Origin of the sequence: Actinacidiphila yeochonensis CN732, from assembly GCF_000745345.1 — a bacterium.
GTDB classification, from domain to species: Bacteria; Actinomycetota; Actinomycetes; order Streptomycetales; family Streptomycetaceae; genus Actinacidiphila; species Actinacidiphila yeochonensis.
Genome location: NZ_JQNR01000005.1, coordinates 1,107,911 through 1,121,066 on the forward strand (window position 1 = coordinate 1,107,911; position 13,156 = coordinate 1,121,066).

A 13,156-nucleotide genomic window follows, 5' to 3' on the forward strand; every position below is an offset into this window, starting at 1 on the left:
GAGTGGAGCCATGGGCCCCGCGGGCGGGTCCGGCAGGACGGGCGGTGCCCATGGCTCGGCCGGTGCGGCCGGCGTCGGAGGATCGCAGGAGGGGACGTACACGGTGACGGACACCCGGCAGGCGCCGCACGAGCCGCCGTCGGCGTACGCGCCGCCCGGGGCCTCGGAAGGGGCCGATCCAGGGGCGGGGGTGCGGCGGCCGCGTCCGGCGGCCCGTACGGTGCCGCGCACCCGCAAGGCGCGGCTGCGCGTCTCGAAGGCCGACCCGTGGTCGGTGATGAAGGTCAGCTTCCTGCTGTCCATCGCGCTGGGCATCTGCACCATCGTGGCGGTGGCCGTGCTGTGGATGGTGCTGGACGCGATCGGCGTCTTCAGCACCGTCGGCTCCACGATCAGCGACGCGACCTCGACCGAGGGCGGCAAGGGCGGCTTCGATCTGGTGTCGTTCCTGTCGCTGTCCCGGGTGATGATGTTCACCACGGTGATCGCGGTGATCGACGTCGTGCTGGCCACCGCGCTCGCCACGCTCGGGGCCTTCATCTACAACCTCTCCTCGGGTTTTGTGGGCGGTATCGAGCTGACCCTGGCCGAGGACGAGTAACGGATTTGGGGCACAGCCCCCGTGTGCGCTAATCTTTCCGTGCAGCGCGGGGCTATAGCTCAGACGGTTAGAGCGCTTCCCTGATAAGGAAGAGGCCACAGGTTCAAGTCCTGTTAGCCCCACTCGCGTTGAAAGTGGCGGGCCCTCGGGCCCGCCACTTTTGTCGTACCGGGCTGTAGTGGGCTGTACGGCCAGGTCAGCGGCCCGGTCGGAGGCGGGGCGCGGGCAGGCCCGCGGAGTGCCGGAACGGGCCGCCGCCGAAGCGGGTGGCAGGTCACCGTTCGGTATCGACTGCTGTGTATAGTCGGGCTGGTCAGCAGCCGTCTCGCACCAGAAGGAGGAGGGTCACGAGATGAAGAAGATTCTCCTGATCGCACTGGCCGCCGTCGCCGGTCTGTTCGTTTACCGGCAGATCCAGGCGGACCGCGCAGAGCAGGACCTGTGGACGGAAGCCACCGACTCGGTCCCGGGCGGTAGCGGCTCGAACGTCTGAGACGCCGAGCGCACGCCCCGCACGGGGGCGTGCGGGTGCTCTCCGGGCCCCGACCGCACGACGCGGCCGGGGCCTTCGCCGTGGGTGAGGGGGGACGATCAGCGCATGACACGCACGACGTTCACCGCGGGCGCGGTCCTGATCCTGCTGGCCGTGCTCAGCGGGCCGGCGGTGGCCGACGGCGGTAACGGCGGAGGTGGCGGCGCGGCCCCGGCCGCCCGGGCTCCGGCGCTCTGGCAGCCGCGGGGGCCCGAGCTGGCGGGCGCCGACAACACCACGGACGCGCCGCAGATGAAGCCCGACGTGACCTTCCGCGACACCATCGCGCCGGGCCAGACCCGCATGTACGGGCTGGCGCTCGACTCCGTGTCCACCGCCTACGCGTCGGTGTTCGCCGTCCCGCCGACGGGCGCGGCCGTCTCCCTGGCCGACGGCATCGAGCTCAAGCTCACCGCCCCCGACGGCACCGAGTGCGACGGCTACGACGACCACTTCGGCGACGACGGCGACGCCCACCCGCTCGGGGGCGCCGTGGTGCGCTCCACCGGCCCGGACGACGACTGCGCGAGCGCCGACCAGTACACGCTCCAGGTGCACCGCACCAGCGACGGGAAGGGCGACGACCAGCGCCCCTGGGCGCTGGAGCTGCGGACGGTGCTGGAGCCCGCGCTGAAGCCCGGTACCGCCCCGGTGGCGCCCCAGCCCACCGTCAGCGCCTCCCCGACCCCGCTCACCGCCGGCACGTCCCGGCCGGCCCACGGCGGCGTCAGCCCGGAGACGGCCGCCGCGGTGAAGACCGGCGTCTGGAAGGACCGGGTGCTGCCGGGTGAGACCCGCTTCTACGAGATCCCCGTCGACTGGGGCCAGAGCGCCACGATCTTCGCCGACTTCTCCAACGCCCCGGCCGCCGGCACCGGCGTCTTCGTCGGCTCCGGCGTGCGGCTCGCCGTCTACAACCCGCTGCGGCAGTTCGTGCACGACCGCGAGGACATCTACGACGGCAACCCGGCCGCCCTGTCCGAGCAGCTGGCGCCCGTGGCGTACGGCAACCGCGACTCCGACGACGACAGCGTGGCGCCCGTGCGGTGCGCCGGCTGGTACTACGTCGCGCTGACCGTGAACCCCAGGCTGGCCAAGGTGCTCCCGGACGGGCTGCCGGTGACGTTGCGGGTGCAGGTCTCGGGCACCGTCCAGCCCGCGCCGGTGTACGCCTCGGACCCCTCCGGTGCCGGCATCGGGGTGGGCGGCCACGACCTGGCGCAGGCGGACGGCACCGCCACCGGCGGCTCCGGCTCCTCCGGCCGGCCGGCCCTGCGGCTGGTCGCCTACGGCGCCTTCGGCCTCGGCGCCCTGCTCCTGCTCGCCCTGGCCGGCTGGTACGGGACGGCGTGGCGGCGGACGGGCGCGGCGGCGCGGCACGGCGGCTGAGGTTCACGCCCCTTCGCGCCCTTCACGCTCCTCGGTCCGGCTGCGAGACCCCGCGCCGAGGGGCGTGAGCCCGTCCAGCGGGGCCGCCTGGCGCCTGGCGGCCCTGTCGGGCGCCTCTGGCGGTCGGACAGCGCGCAGAGGCCGCTGCGGGGCCGTCCTGGCGGCCCCGGCCGGGTGAGCGGCTCGGGCGGCGCGGCCGGGCGGCTCCGGTGGCGCGGCCGCACCGGTTCGGCTGGTCAGGAGGCGGCGAGGGCGGCGATGCCCACCGCGAAGCAGAGCAGGGCCAGCACCAGCATCGGAACCGCCACCCGCGCCGGCGGACCCGGCCGTGGCCGGCGGTGCACGGGCTGCTCCGTCGAGGCGGTGTCCGGCTGCGGCGCCTGCGCCCCGCCGCCCGGCTGCAGGCCGGGGGCACCCTCATAGGGCCGGGCGGCCGGAACCGGGGCCATGTACGGAACCGGCGCGACCGCCGGCGCGGGCAGCGGCATCGGTGGTGCGGGCGGGTCCACCCGGGTGCGGGTGTGGGTGAGCGGACCGGCCGCGACCGGGTCCGCGAAGCCGGCCGCGGGGGCGGCGGCGTCGCGCCCGCGGAGGGTCCCGGACCGCTGCGCCGGGCGGCTGCCCGGGGTAGGCGGAGGCGCCGCCCTGTCCGCCCGCCGGCCGCCGCCCGTGGCCCGTGGCAGCGCCGTCGTGCCCGCCTGCCGACGGCTGTGGCTGCGCTTGCGGTTGCGGCTGGCGCGGTGCCGGGAGCCCGCCCAGCCGGAAGGTGTCGGCTGCCCCGGCGTCCTGATCGTCGCGCAGCGGACCCCCCGGGCCGAACCCCTCCGGCAGCGGGCCGATCCGGTCGGTGATCTCCAGCGCGCCCGGTGCCTCACCGCCCGCCGGGTCCGGCAGCAGCTCGACCGCGGCGGCCAGCGCCTTGCGGGCCCCGGTCGCGGTGCGGAAGCGGGCGTACGGGTCGGGCTGGAGCAGCGCCCCGACGACCTGCCACAGCGGGGCGGGGACGCCCACCGGCGCGGGCGGCATCCCCGAGGCGAGGAACCGCTGCTGGATCGCGTCGGCGTCAGGGCGCTGCCCGATCAGCAGGTACAGGGCGACCAGCCCGACCGCGTACAGGTCGGCGGGGAAGTCCGGCTCGGCGCCCAGTAGTTGTTCCGGTGCGAAGTAACCGGGCGTGCCCACCACGTAGTTGGCCTCGGTCAGCCGGGCGTCGCCCTTGCGCATGGCGATGCCGAAGTCCGACAGCCGTACGTGCGGGGTGCCGGTGCCGGTGGCCTCCAGCAGCACGTTGGCCGGCTTGATGTCCCGGTGCACCACCCCCTCGGCGTGCACCGCCGAGAGGCCGGCCAGGAGCTGGTCAAGCAGGACGCACACCAGGTGCGGGGGGATGCGGCCGTAGTCGCCGACCAGGTGCGAGAAGGAGCCGCCGCGCACCAGGTCCATGGTGAACAGCACCTTGTCGTCGTCGGCCGCCCAACTCGTCGGGGCCAGGACGTGGGGGTGGTCGATCCGCAGCGCCTGCTCCCGTACGAAGCGCAGCAGGGCGTGGGCGTCGCTCTGCTGGAGCACCTTGGCCGCGACGTAGCGCGCCCGCCGGTGGTCCCACGCCCGCCACACCGCGCCCACGCCGCCGCGCCCGATCGGGTCCACCAGTTCGTAGCGGCCCGCGAAGACCTCACCCATGGCCGTCCGTCCGCCCCTTCGTCCTGTCCGTCCGCCGGCCGCCCGGCGCCGGCTGTCCCCGACGACGCCCTCGCGGGGAACTCTGCCAGCCCGGCCGCCCCCGCGCGAGGCCCTTCGTCCGGCCCGCCCCGGTGGGGTCGGCCTTCCGCCGCGGAACCCGGTACGCTGTCTGCGGCACGGGGCCTTAGCTCAGTTGGTAGAGCGCTGCCTTTGCAAGGCAGATGTCGGGGGTTCGAATCCCCCAGGCTCCACTCCAGGCCAGGGCCCCTCCCGAACAGCTCGGGAGGGGCCCTTCGGCGTTCGGATCCCCCATGGATCCCACATCCCCCGGTGGTGGCCGGACCGTCGTCCGGCGCTGGCAGGCGGCGGGGTCAGTGGCGCCGGCGTTCCTCCCGCCGCCGGATCAGCTCCTCCACCGCGCTCGGGAGGGTCGTCTCGAAGTCGATCAGCTTCGCCCACGTGGGCACCACGGCGATCCGCACCATGCCGTCGTAGAGCGAGCGGACCTCGGCCTCCCACGCGGTCCGCTGCTCGGGCGTCATGGAGTAGGTGCCGGACATCGTGAGGTACTCGTCCGGGATGCCCTCCACGGTTTCGAGTTCGGCCCGCCCCCGGATGAGCAGGATCTTCGGCGGATGCACCTCGGTGTCGATGGTCAGGGCAACGGCCGGGTCGTGCCGCAGCGCCGGCACCTTGGCGGCGTTCTTCGCGGTGCACATGACGATCTCCGACCCGTTCCACGTGAAACCGATGGGAACGCACCGCGGGGTGCCGTCCTTGGCGATGTAGGCCAGACGGGTGAGGTCGCGAGCCAGGAGCTCCTGGCTGGCCGGACGGTTCAGGACCTCGGTGACCTCGCTCGGTTGCACGGTCGACCGCCTTCCGTTGTCGTTCCCCGGGGCCGGCCGCGTCGCGTGAGCGGACCCGCCCGGACGTAGGGGTCGATCCTCCCCGATCGAAACGGCTCTCGCAGCGATGTTCCACGTGGAACGGGGTGCGGAACGGCTGCCGACACTGCCGGGCGCCGAGCCGGTGGACCGCCACGGCCGCGACCGCTGAGCGCCGCCGAGGCGCTGACCGGCCCGCCGCCCCGACGGGTCGGCTCTCGCGAACGCCGTGTACGGGCCTCCTGGGGCGCCCGGGCACGGCGTTCGCACATCGGGGAGATCGGGGAGTACGGGCAGTACGGGGAGATCGGGGAGTACGGGGAAGTGCTCAGCGGTCCCCTTCTCCGTCCCTCCGCTCCGCGTCGATCCCGTGGCCGGTGGCGTCCGGTGCCAAGCCGTCGACGTGGTCGACCCTGGCCGAGGAGCCGTTCAGGGACCCGCCCTCGTCGAGCGGGTCGACGACGGTGAGAGTGGCGCTGCCGTTCATGCCGGAGCGCTCCCCCACCTCGGTGGCCTCGGAGGGCTCCACGAGCCACTCCGGGTTGTTCTGGCTGCTCCACCAGCGCCAGACCGCCAGACCCACCCCGCAGGCGACGGCCGCGAAGGCCGCGTCCACGGCGATCCGGCCGGCCTTCTCACGGAACAGGCGGCGGCGTACCAGCCGGTCGATGTCGGCGGCGGAGACGTTTCCGCGCAGCGCCTGGACGGCCGCCGAGCCGCGCATCACCGCCTCCTCGCCGACCGGCACCGCCACCGAGCGGGTGACGGCGACCGCCGTGCCCACCCGCGGCGCGGTGTAGTCGACGGCGGCCTGGGCTCCGTCGCGGGTACGGCGGGCCGCGGTCTCCACCGCCACCACGGCCTTCGGCGGAACGGCCGCCCATGCCTGCTCGCGGACCTGGTCGACCCGGTCGGCCAGCTTGGCGTCGTAGTTCTGCTTGGCGAGCACGCTGGCCTGGCGTCCGTAGACACCGGCCTGCCGGCCGTAGATGATCACGGTGTCCTTGGCCGTGTTCGCGTACGGCGCCGCCACCTCCGCGGCGCGCCGCACGCTCTCCTTCGTCACGTCGGCCGCGTGGCGCACGCTGTCGATGCGGGTCACGAGATCCTCCTCCTCGGTGCCTCGGTGGCGTACGGTCTTCGCCTGTCCACCCGGTTCGCAATCATGCCCGCCCGCCCCGGCTACGGCATGTGCGGCAAGCCATCCGGGTCAGGGTGACCGGTTCCCCTCGTGCCCGGAGGCCCGTCTCGGGGGAGCGGGCCCCGGGCCGTCCCCGTCGTGCAAGGATTTGGGCCCTGCCAGTGAAGACGAGGGAAGGTAGATCGTGGCCGAGCAGCTCTACGCCACCTTGAGGACCAACCACGGCGATGTCGTGATCCGGCTGCTGCCGAACCACGCCCCCAAGACGGTGAGGAACTTCGTGGGGCTGGCGGAGGGGAGCCGGGAGTGGACCGATCCGCGCACCGGCCGGCCGACCACCGAGCGGCTCTACGACGGCACGGTGTTCCACCGGGTGCTGTCCGGGTTCATGATCCAGGGCGGCGACCCGCTGGGGAACGGCACCGGTGGCCCCGGCTACGAGTTCCCCGACGAGTTCCACCCGGACCTGGCCTTCGACCGCCCCTACCTGGTGGCCATGGCCAACGCCGGCCCCAACACCAACGGCTCGCAGTTCTTCATCACCGTGGCGCCGACGACCTGGCTGACCCGCAAGCACACCATCTTCGGCGAGATCGCCGACGAGGCCAGCAAGAAGGTGGTGGACAGCATCATCTCCACCCCCACCAACCCGCGCACCGACCGCCCGCTGGAGGACGCGGTGATCGAGACGATCACGGTCCGGAAGGTGGAGCAGAGCGGGAAGGCCCTCTGAACCCCGGCTGACGGTTCCGGTGGCGGTCCGGTGGCTGTCCGGCAGTGGTCCGGCAGTGGTCCGGGGCCGGGCGGCCCGGGGCGACCCGGGGCGGCCGTCCGGGGCGGGTCCGGGGCTGTCCGCCGGTCCCGGGCTGGGGTGGACGGCCGGGGGCCACTCCGGCCGTCGAGGCTTCCTGTGAGATCCCCTAAGCTTCCCCGGGAGCCTCCCGTACGGTGCGGGAACACCGCGCCCCGCCCGCTCGTACCACAGTCGAGGGGGCGCGCGAGTGCGCAGGGCCCGGCGTCAGGGGAGTGGGGCGTGATGGAACAGGCGGTCTGCTGCTACCGGCATCCGGATCGGGAGACGGGCATCCGCTGCACCCGGTGCGAGAAGCCCATCTGCACCGCCTGCATGATCAGCGCGTCGGTGGGCTTCCAGTGCCCGGGGTGCGTCAGCAGCTCCGGCTCCGGCAACCACCCGCGGGTGACGCAGGCCCGCACCGTCACCGGCAGCCGGATCGGCAGCGGCGACCCGTTCCTGATCACCAAGCTGCTGATCGGGATCAACGTCCTGGTGTGGCTGCTGGAGCTGTCCCTCGGCAACAGCTTCGTGAACCACTACGACCTCTACGCCGCGTGCGCGCCGGCGCCTTACCACGGCGTCTGCGGCGGGGTGGCGCACGGCGAGTGGTACCGGGTGATCACCTCGGCGTTCCTGCACGACCGCGGCAACCCCACGCACATCGGCTTCAACATGCTGTCGCTGTGGTGGATCGGCGCCCCGCTGGAGCAGCGGCTGGGGCGGGCCCACTACTTCGCGCTGTACCTGGTCTCCGCGCTCGGCGGCAGCGCCGCCGTACTGCTGCTCGCCCCGGACCTGCCGACCCTCGGTGCCTCGGGCGCGATCTTCGGCCTGTTCGGCGCCACCGCCGTGTACCTGCGCCGGCTGCGCTACGACATGCGCCCGATCCTCGTCCTGCTCGCGCTGAACGTCGTCTTCACCTTCACCTGGGCCAACGTGAGCTGGCAGGCCCACCTGGGCGGTCTGGTGGCCGGCACGCTGGTCGCGGTCGGGATGCTCTACGCGCCCCGGCAGCGGCGGACGCTGGTGCAGTGGGGGACGACGGCGGTGGTGCTGGCGCTGTCGCTGGCCCTCATGGGAATCGGTGTGGCGCAGGTCACATCCTGACGTCCACGCCACCCGTGTCCCTGGTGTTGATCGGACGTTATCCACAGTGCGGGTGGCTGTGACCCGGATGCTGTGCACAGCGGGTGGAACGGGGGCGGCAGAGGGTGAAGGAGACTCGTCGGCCGCGCCGCTGCCCGGGCAAGATCGTCCGCGGACCTGGGGCGATAGGCCGTACACGGATCGTGAGCAGGGCGGGGATCCGGTGCCGGCCGGGCCGGAAAAGCGAGACGACCGGCGGCCCGGTCACCGGGCGCCGGTCGTATCGGCGTCAACCTCGTAGAGGTTATCCACAGATCTTCTGACCTTTTCCCCACTGTGGATAACCATGTGGACAAGTGCGCTGCCCTTCCCCGCACACCCCGCTGGGACAGCCCGGCGGCCGACTGGAGAACCGCGGCCCCGGCTGGCTCCGCGGAGCTACTTCCACTGAGTGGAGACGACGAAGCCGCCCGCGATGAACCCGAAGCCGACCACGATGTTCCAGTTCCCCAGGGCGTCCACCGGCAGGCTGCCCTGCGTGACGTAGAACAGCACGATCCAGGCCAGCCCGACCACGAAGAACGCGAGCATCAGCGGCGCGACCCAGCCGCGGTTGCTGAGCTTTATGGCGCCTGCGTTCTTGACGGGCGGCGGGGTGAAGTCTGCCTTCTTGCGGACACGTGACTTCGGCACGAGGAACTCTCCTGTCGATGCGCTGCGCAACCGCACGGTTCTGCGGGGTCAGCCTGGCGGGTGTGGGGCGTTGGAGGCACTGCCGCTCCGGGCCTCCGTCAGCGTAGTGCTTCCTCGGGTTGTAAGGAGCAGGGTATTTGGTGAGTGGAGCCAGCGGCACCTCCCCCACCCCATCGTCTCTGCGTGTGCACCGAAAGGTAGCGCTGCGTGTGCTCAGTGCGGGAGTCTTCGCACTGGCCGGGCTGATCTTCTGGACCAGCTTCGACACCGCCAAGGGCGTCGACATCCGCAGCGACGACCCGTTGCCGAGGCTCTCCGACACCGTGCGCGCCGGGAGCGCCCGGGACGAGCGCCTCGACCGCCAACTCGCCGGCCTCCGCTCCGACGTGGACCGGCTCACCCGGCAGGGCAGCGGCCTCGGCTCCGCCGAGCGGGCCCGGGACGACGCCCTGGCCGAGGCGGCCGGCACCGCCCCGCTGACCGGCCCCGCGCTGGAGGTCACCCTCGACGACGCCCCGCCCGACACCGTCCCGCTGGTGCCGGACGTCCCCGACCCGAACCCCGACGACCTCGTCATCCACCAGCAGGACATCCAGGCGGTGGTGAACGCGCTGTGGCGAGGTGGCGCCGAGGGCGTCCGGGTCATGGACCAGCGGCTGGTGTCCACCAGCGCGGTGCGCTGTGTCGGCAACACCCTGATCCTCCAGGGCCGCGTCTACTCCCCGCCCTACCGGATCACCGCCGTCGGCGACCGGACCGCACTGCGCCGCGCCCTCGACGCCAGCTCCGACATCGGCACCTACCTGGAGTACGCGCGCGCCTACGGGCTCGGCTGGAAGGTCGGCGGCAGCGCGAAGGCGACGCTCCCCGGCTACGGCGGCTCCGTCGACCTGCGCTACGCGAGCCCGGTGGACCCGGGCTGAGCCTCGGCGGGCGGGCTGTGCGCCGGGTGTGCGTCGCGTGTGCGTCGCCGGTGGTGTTCCGATGGGGCGGCGGTGAGCCGTCCGTGCTTCTGCCGTGTACCTCCCCGGCACGGACGGATGACGGCCTGTCATCCCGCCGTGAGCTGGGCCGGGGTGATTGTGCGAGTCCGGATCGAACGGCCCGACCCGATGCCGAAGCTTTGTCCGGTGGACGCCCCCAGGCCGCCTGTCTCCCTTTACCCTGTTGCGTGGACACTGAAGGAAGGCATGCCATGTACGGCTGGATCTGGCGGCACCTGCCGGGCAACACGTGGGTGAGGTCGTTGATCTCCCTCGTCCTGGTGCTCGTCGTCGTCTACCTCCTCTTCCAGTACGTGTTCCCCTGGGCGGAGCCACTGCTGCCGTTCAACGACGTGACCGTCGACAACAACAACGGTCTGGGCGTCCTGCAAGGAGTGGCTGCCGTCAGATGAGCGCACGTGTCCTCGTGGTCGACAACTACGACTCCTTCGTCTTCAACCTGGTGCAGTACCTCTACCAACTCGGCGCCGAGTGCGAGGTGCTGCGCAACGACGCGGTCCGCCCCGGCCACGCCGAGGGGTTCGACGGCGTGCTGCTCTCGCCGGGGCCCGGCACACCGGAAGAGGCCGGGGTGTGCGTGGACATGGTCCGGCACTGCGCCGAAACCGGGGTGCCCGTCTTCGGCGTCTGCCTGGGTGTGCAGTCCATGGCGGTGGCGTACGGCGGTGTGGTGAGCCGTGCCCCCGAACTGCTGCACGGCAAGACGTCGCCGGTGTTCCACGAGGGGGTCGGCGTCTTCGAAGGGCTGCCCTCGCCGTTCACCGCGACCCGCTACCACTCCCTCGCGGTCGAACGGGACACCCTTCCGGACGAGTTGCAGGTCACCGCGTGGACGGAGAACGGGATCGTGATGGGGCTCCGGCACCGCGACGCCGCCGTGGAGGGGGTGCAGTTCCACCCGGAGTCGGTGCTCACCGAGTGGGGGCACCGGATGCTCGCCAACTGGCTCGCCGCGTGCGGTGACCAGGGTGCGGTGGACCGCTCCCGCGGGCTGGCACCAGTGGTCGGGGCCGGCGGTCCGACCGGGAGGGTCGGGGCGTGACCACGCTCCGGCCGGAGCGTTCCGCCGACGGCTCGACGTCCTACGAGGACACCGGGCAGTTCGAGGCTGCCGTGGGGCAGTTGAACGACCCCCTCAACGACCCGCTGCCCGGACGTCCCGCCGCGGTGCCCGACCCCCGCCCGGCCGGACCGGCCCGCCCCGGCGGGCGGCACGGCGCCGTGCCGCCCGGGTACGGGCAGACGCGGCCCGTCGCGCCCCCGCAGGGAGTCCTCCCGAGGCACCGCGGGCCCGCCGAGGCCGCTGATCCCTTCGCCGTCCCCGTTGTACCCGTCGCCCCCTCCGTTCAGGCCGGCGGCTACCCCGCCCCGCCCGGCAACCCCTACGGGCCGTCGGCCGAGCAGGCTCCCGAAGGCGGGGACGGGCTCGTCAGCTGGTTCCAGCAGCAGTCCCAGGCATCCCCGCAGGACCGGTTCCGGCAACAGTCCCAGGACCGGTTCCTGGACCGTCCCCAGGACCCGCCTCAGCGGTCGGACCACCGCGGGGGCCCGGCGGGCTCCACCGGGGAGGCCGCCGACCAGACGGCGAAGCTGCCGGTGGTCGGGGCGGTACCCGGCCACGGCGCCGGCGAGGACACCGCCGTCCTGGCCGCCGTGTCGACCGAGGCGACCTCGGCGGGTGCCGCCGGCGTTCCCGGCACCGCCCCCGGGGAGCCCGGCGGCCGGGCCGCCCGGCGCAAGGCCGCGGCCAGGAACGGCGGCCACCGGGCCCGCGGGCGGACGCCGGCGCAGCCGCCGGCCGCACCGCCCGACGCCGCCGTGCCCATGACGCGGATGGAGGCCCGCCGGGCCGCGAAGGCGGCCAAGGAGAGCCCCGCGGTGGTGGCCAGCCGGGTCATAGGCGAGGTGTTCATCACCGCCGGCGTGCTGATGCTGCTCTTCGTCTCCTACCAGCTCTGGTGGACCAACGTCCGCGCCCACGAGCAGGCCGACAGCGCGTCGAACAAGCTCGAACAGCAGTGGAAGACCGAGCAGTCCGACCCGGACCGCGCCCCCGGCACCTTCTCGCCGGGTCAGGGCTTCGCGATCATGTACATCCCGAAGCTGGACGTGAAGGCCCCGATCGCCCAGGGCGTCGACAAGACCAAGGTCCTCGACCACGGGATGGTCGGCCACTACGACGGCGCCCTGAACACCGCGATGCCCTGGGACAAGTCCGGCAACTTCGCGGTCGCCGCCCACCGCAACACGCACGGCGAGCCGTTCCGCTACATCAACCACCTGGTGCCCGGCGACAAGGTGGTCGTGGAGACGTCCACCACCTACTACACGTACCAGATCACCAGCTCGCTGGCCTCCACTCCGCCGACCAACATCAGCGTGCTCCAGCCCGTCCCGGTCGGCTCGGGGTTCACCCAGCCCGGGCGGTACATCACCCTCACCACCTGCACGCCGGAGTTCACCAGCACCAACCGGCTGATCGTCTGGGGCAAGCTGGTCGAGGAGCGGCCGCGCAGCGAGGGCAAGCCCGACGCGCTGGTCGACAACTGAGCCGCCGGCCATGGCCGCGGCAGGCACGGACGAACGGGGCAGTGTGACCACCAGCGCGCAGGGCAGGAGACCGGGCAGGATCGCCCGCACGGTCAGCGTCGTCGGCGAGGTGCTGATCACCCTGGGGTTGGTGCTCGCGCTCTTCGTCGTCTACTCGCTGTGGTGGACGAACGTGGTCGCCGACCGGCACGCCCAGGCGGCCGGCGACAAGGTCCGCAAAGAGTGGGCGCAGGCCCAGGCCGGGAGCGGCAAGGGAGCCGTACCCCGCGGGCTGGACACCAAGGACGGCATCGGCTTCCTGCACGTGCCGGCCATGGGGCACGGCTACGAGGTGCTGGTGAAGAAGGGCACCTCCACGAAGGTGCTCAACGAGGGCGTGGCCGGCTACTACACCGAACCCACCCCGGCCGCGATGCCCTGGGACAGCACCGGCAACTTCACGGTGGCGGCACACCGCGACGGGCACGGCGCGAAGTTCCACAAGATCGACAAGATCCACGTCGGCGACCCGGTCGTCTTCGAGTCCAAGGACACCTGGTACGTCTACAAGGTCTACAAGGTCCTCGACCAGACCTCGAAGTACGACGTGGCGGTGACCGACCAGGTCCCCAAGCAGTCCGGCAAGACCCGTCCGGGCCGGTACATCACGCTGACCACCTGCACGCCCGTCTACACCTCGCTCTACCGCTACGTGGTCTGGGGCCAGCTGGTGCGGACCCAGAAGGTCGACGCCCAGCGCACCCCGCCCCCCGAGCTGCGCTGACAGCTCCCCCCGGGGGAGGCCCGCGGTGGGA

Annotated in this window: 14 protein-coding genes and 2 tRNA genes; 12 read left to right on the top strand and 4 right to left on the bottom strand. The window is 72.8% G+C overall.

What is annotated here, in order from left to right; all coding sequences use genetic code 11:
- Positions 1–10 precede the first annotated feature (10 nt).
- The 4 genes from BS72_RS16570 (at position 11) to BS72_RS16580 (ending at position 2,522) form a co-directional block, all read left to right on the top strand.
- Entirely contained in the window at positions 11–601 is a 591-nt protein-coding gene (locus tag BS72_RS16570; protein WP_107498807.1) for a DUF3566 domain-containing protein, read from the top strand.
- A 48-nt stretch (positions 602–649) separates the two neighbouring features.
- Positions 650–723 (top strand) — tRNA-Ile (locus BS72_RS16575).
- A gap of 230 nt (positions 724–953) precedes the next feature.
- Positions 954–1,094, top strand: coding sequence for a DLW-39 family protein (locus BS72_RS37275; protein WP_198545906.1), 141 nt, complete (start codon positions 954–956; stop codon positions 1,092–1,094).
- A 105-nt stretch (positions 1,095–1,199) separates the two neighbouring features.
- Positions 1,200–2,522, top strand: coding sequence for a hypothetical protein (locus tag BS72_RS16580; protein ID WP_037911443.1), 1,323 nt, complete (start codon positions 1,200–1,202; stop codon positions 2,520–2,522).
- 417 nt (positions 2,523–2,939) lie between these two features.
- Here BS72_RS16580 and BS72_RS34230 read toward each other — a convergent pair whose 3' ends face one another.
- On the bottom strand, positions 2,940–4,205 hold the full coding sequence (locus tag BS72_RS34230) for a serine/threonine-protein kinase (protein WP_198545907.1): 1,266 nt from the start codon (positions 4,203–4,205) through the stop codon (positions 2,940–2,942).
- 178 nt (positions 4,206–4,383) lie between these two features.
- Here BS72_RS34230 and BS72_RS16595 point away from each other — a divergent pair.
- Positions 4,384–4,456: transfer RNA gene (locus tag BS72_RS16595), tRNA-Ala, on the top strand.
- A gap of 120 nt (positions 4,457–4,576) precedes the next feature.
- Here the strand turns inward: BS72_RS16595 and BS72_RS16600 are convergent.
- Positions 4,577–5,074 (bottom strand): pyridoxamine 5'-phosphate oxidase family protein, encoded by a 498-nt coding sequence (locus tag BS72_RS16600; RefSeq protein WP_037911447.1) that lies wholly within the window; start codon positions 5,072–5,074, stop codon positions 4,577–4,579.
- A gap of 346 nt (positions 5,075–5,420) precedes the next feature.
- A complete protein-coding gene (locus BS72_RS16605; protein ID WP_051951178.1) occupies positions 5,421–6,194 on the bottom strand; it encodes a DUF5324 family protein in 774 nt (257 codons plus the stop codon).
- A 223-nt stretch (positions 6,195–6,417) separates the two neighbouring features.
- On the opposite strand from BS72_RS16605, the gene BS72_RS16610 reads away from it, so the two are divergent.
- Both BS72_RS16610 and BS72_RS16615 read left to right on the top strand, forming a co-directional pair.
- A complete protein-coding gene (locus BS72_RS16610) occupies positions 6,418–6,966 on the top strand; it encodes a peptidylprolyl isomerase (RefSeq protein WP_037911450.1) in 549 nt (182 codons plus the stop codon).
- 303 nt (positions 6,967–7,269) lie between these two features.
- The gene (locus BS72_RS16615) at positions 7,270–8,136 is read left to right on the top strand and encodes a rhomboid family intramembrane serine protease (protein WP_037911453.1); all 867 of its coding nucleotides are present in this window, start codon (positions 7,270–7,272) and stop codon (positions 8,134–8,136) included.
- A 417-nt stretch (positions 8,137–8,553) separates the two neighbouring features.
- Here BS72_RS16615 and crgA read toward each other — a convergent pair whose 3' ends face one another.
- Positions 8,554–8,808, bottom strand: coding sequence for a cell division protein CrgA (crgA, locus tag BS72_RS16620; protein ID WP_037911455.1), 255 nt, complete (start codon positions 8,806–8,808; stop codon positions 8,554–8,556).
- A 140-nt stretch (positions 8,809–8,948) separates the two neighbouring features.
- Between crgA and BS72_RS16625 the strand changes: the two genes are divergently transcribed.
- The 5 genes from BS72_RS16625 to BS72_RS16645 all read left to right on the top strand — a co-directional run bounded on the left by BS72_RS16625 (position 8,949) and on the right by BS72_RS16645 (position 13,125).
- Entirely contained in the window at positions 8,949–9,731 is a 783-nt protein-coding gene (locus tag BS72_RS16625) for a DUF881 domain-containing protein (protein WP_078901425.1), read from the top strand.
- Positions 9,732–10,003: 272 nt separating this feature from the next.
- A complete protein-coding gene (locus BS72_RS16630; RefSeq protein WP_051951179.1) occupies positions 10,004–10,204 on the top strand; it encodes a hypothetical protein in 201 nt (66 codons plus the stop codon).
- Entirely contained in the window at positions 10,201–10,854 is a 654-nt protein-coding gene (locus tag BS72_RS16635) for an aminodeoxychorismate/anthranilate synthase component II (protein ID WP_037911458.1), read from the top strand. The genes BS72_RS16630 and BS72_RS16635 overlap by 4 nt, the downstream gene beginning before the upstream one ends.
- Complete coding sequence (locus BS72_RS34240; protein WP_037911462.1) at positions 10,851–12,362, top strand: class E sortase; 1,512 nt, start codon at positions 10,851–10,853, stop codon at positions 12,360–12,362. The genes BS72_RS16635 and BS72_RS34240 overlap by 4 nt, the downstream gene beginning before the upstream one ends.
- A 10-nt stretch (positions 12,363–12,372) precedes the next feature.
- The gene (locus BS72_RS16645) at positions 12,373–13,125 is read left to right on the top strand and encodes a class E sortase (protein ID WP_037911465.1); all 753 of its coding nucleotides are present in this window, start codon (positions 12,373–12,375) and stop codon (positions 13,123–13,125) included.
- Positions 13,126–13,156 lie beyond the last annotated feature (31 nt).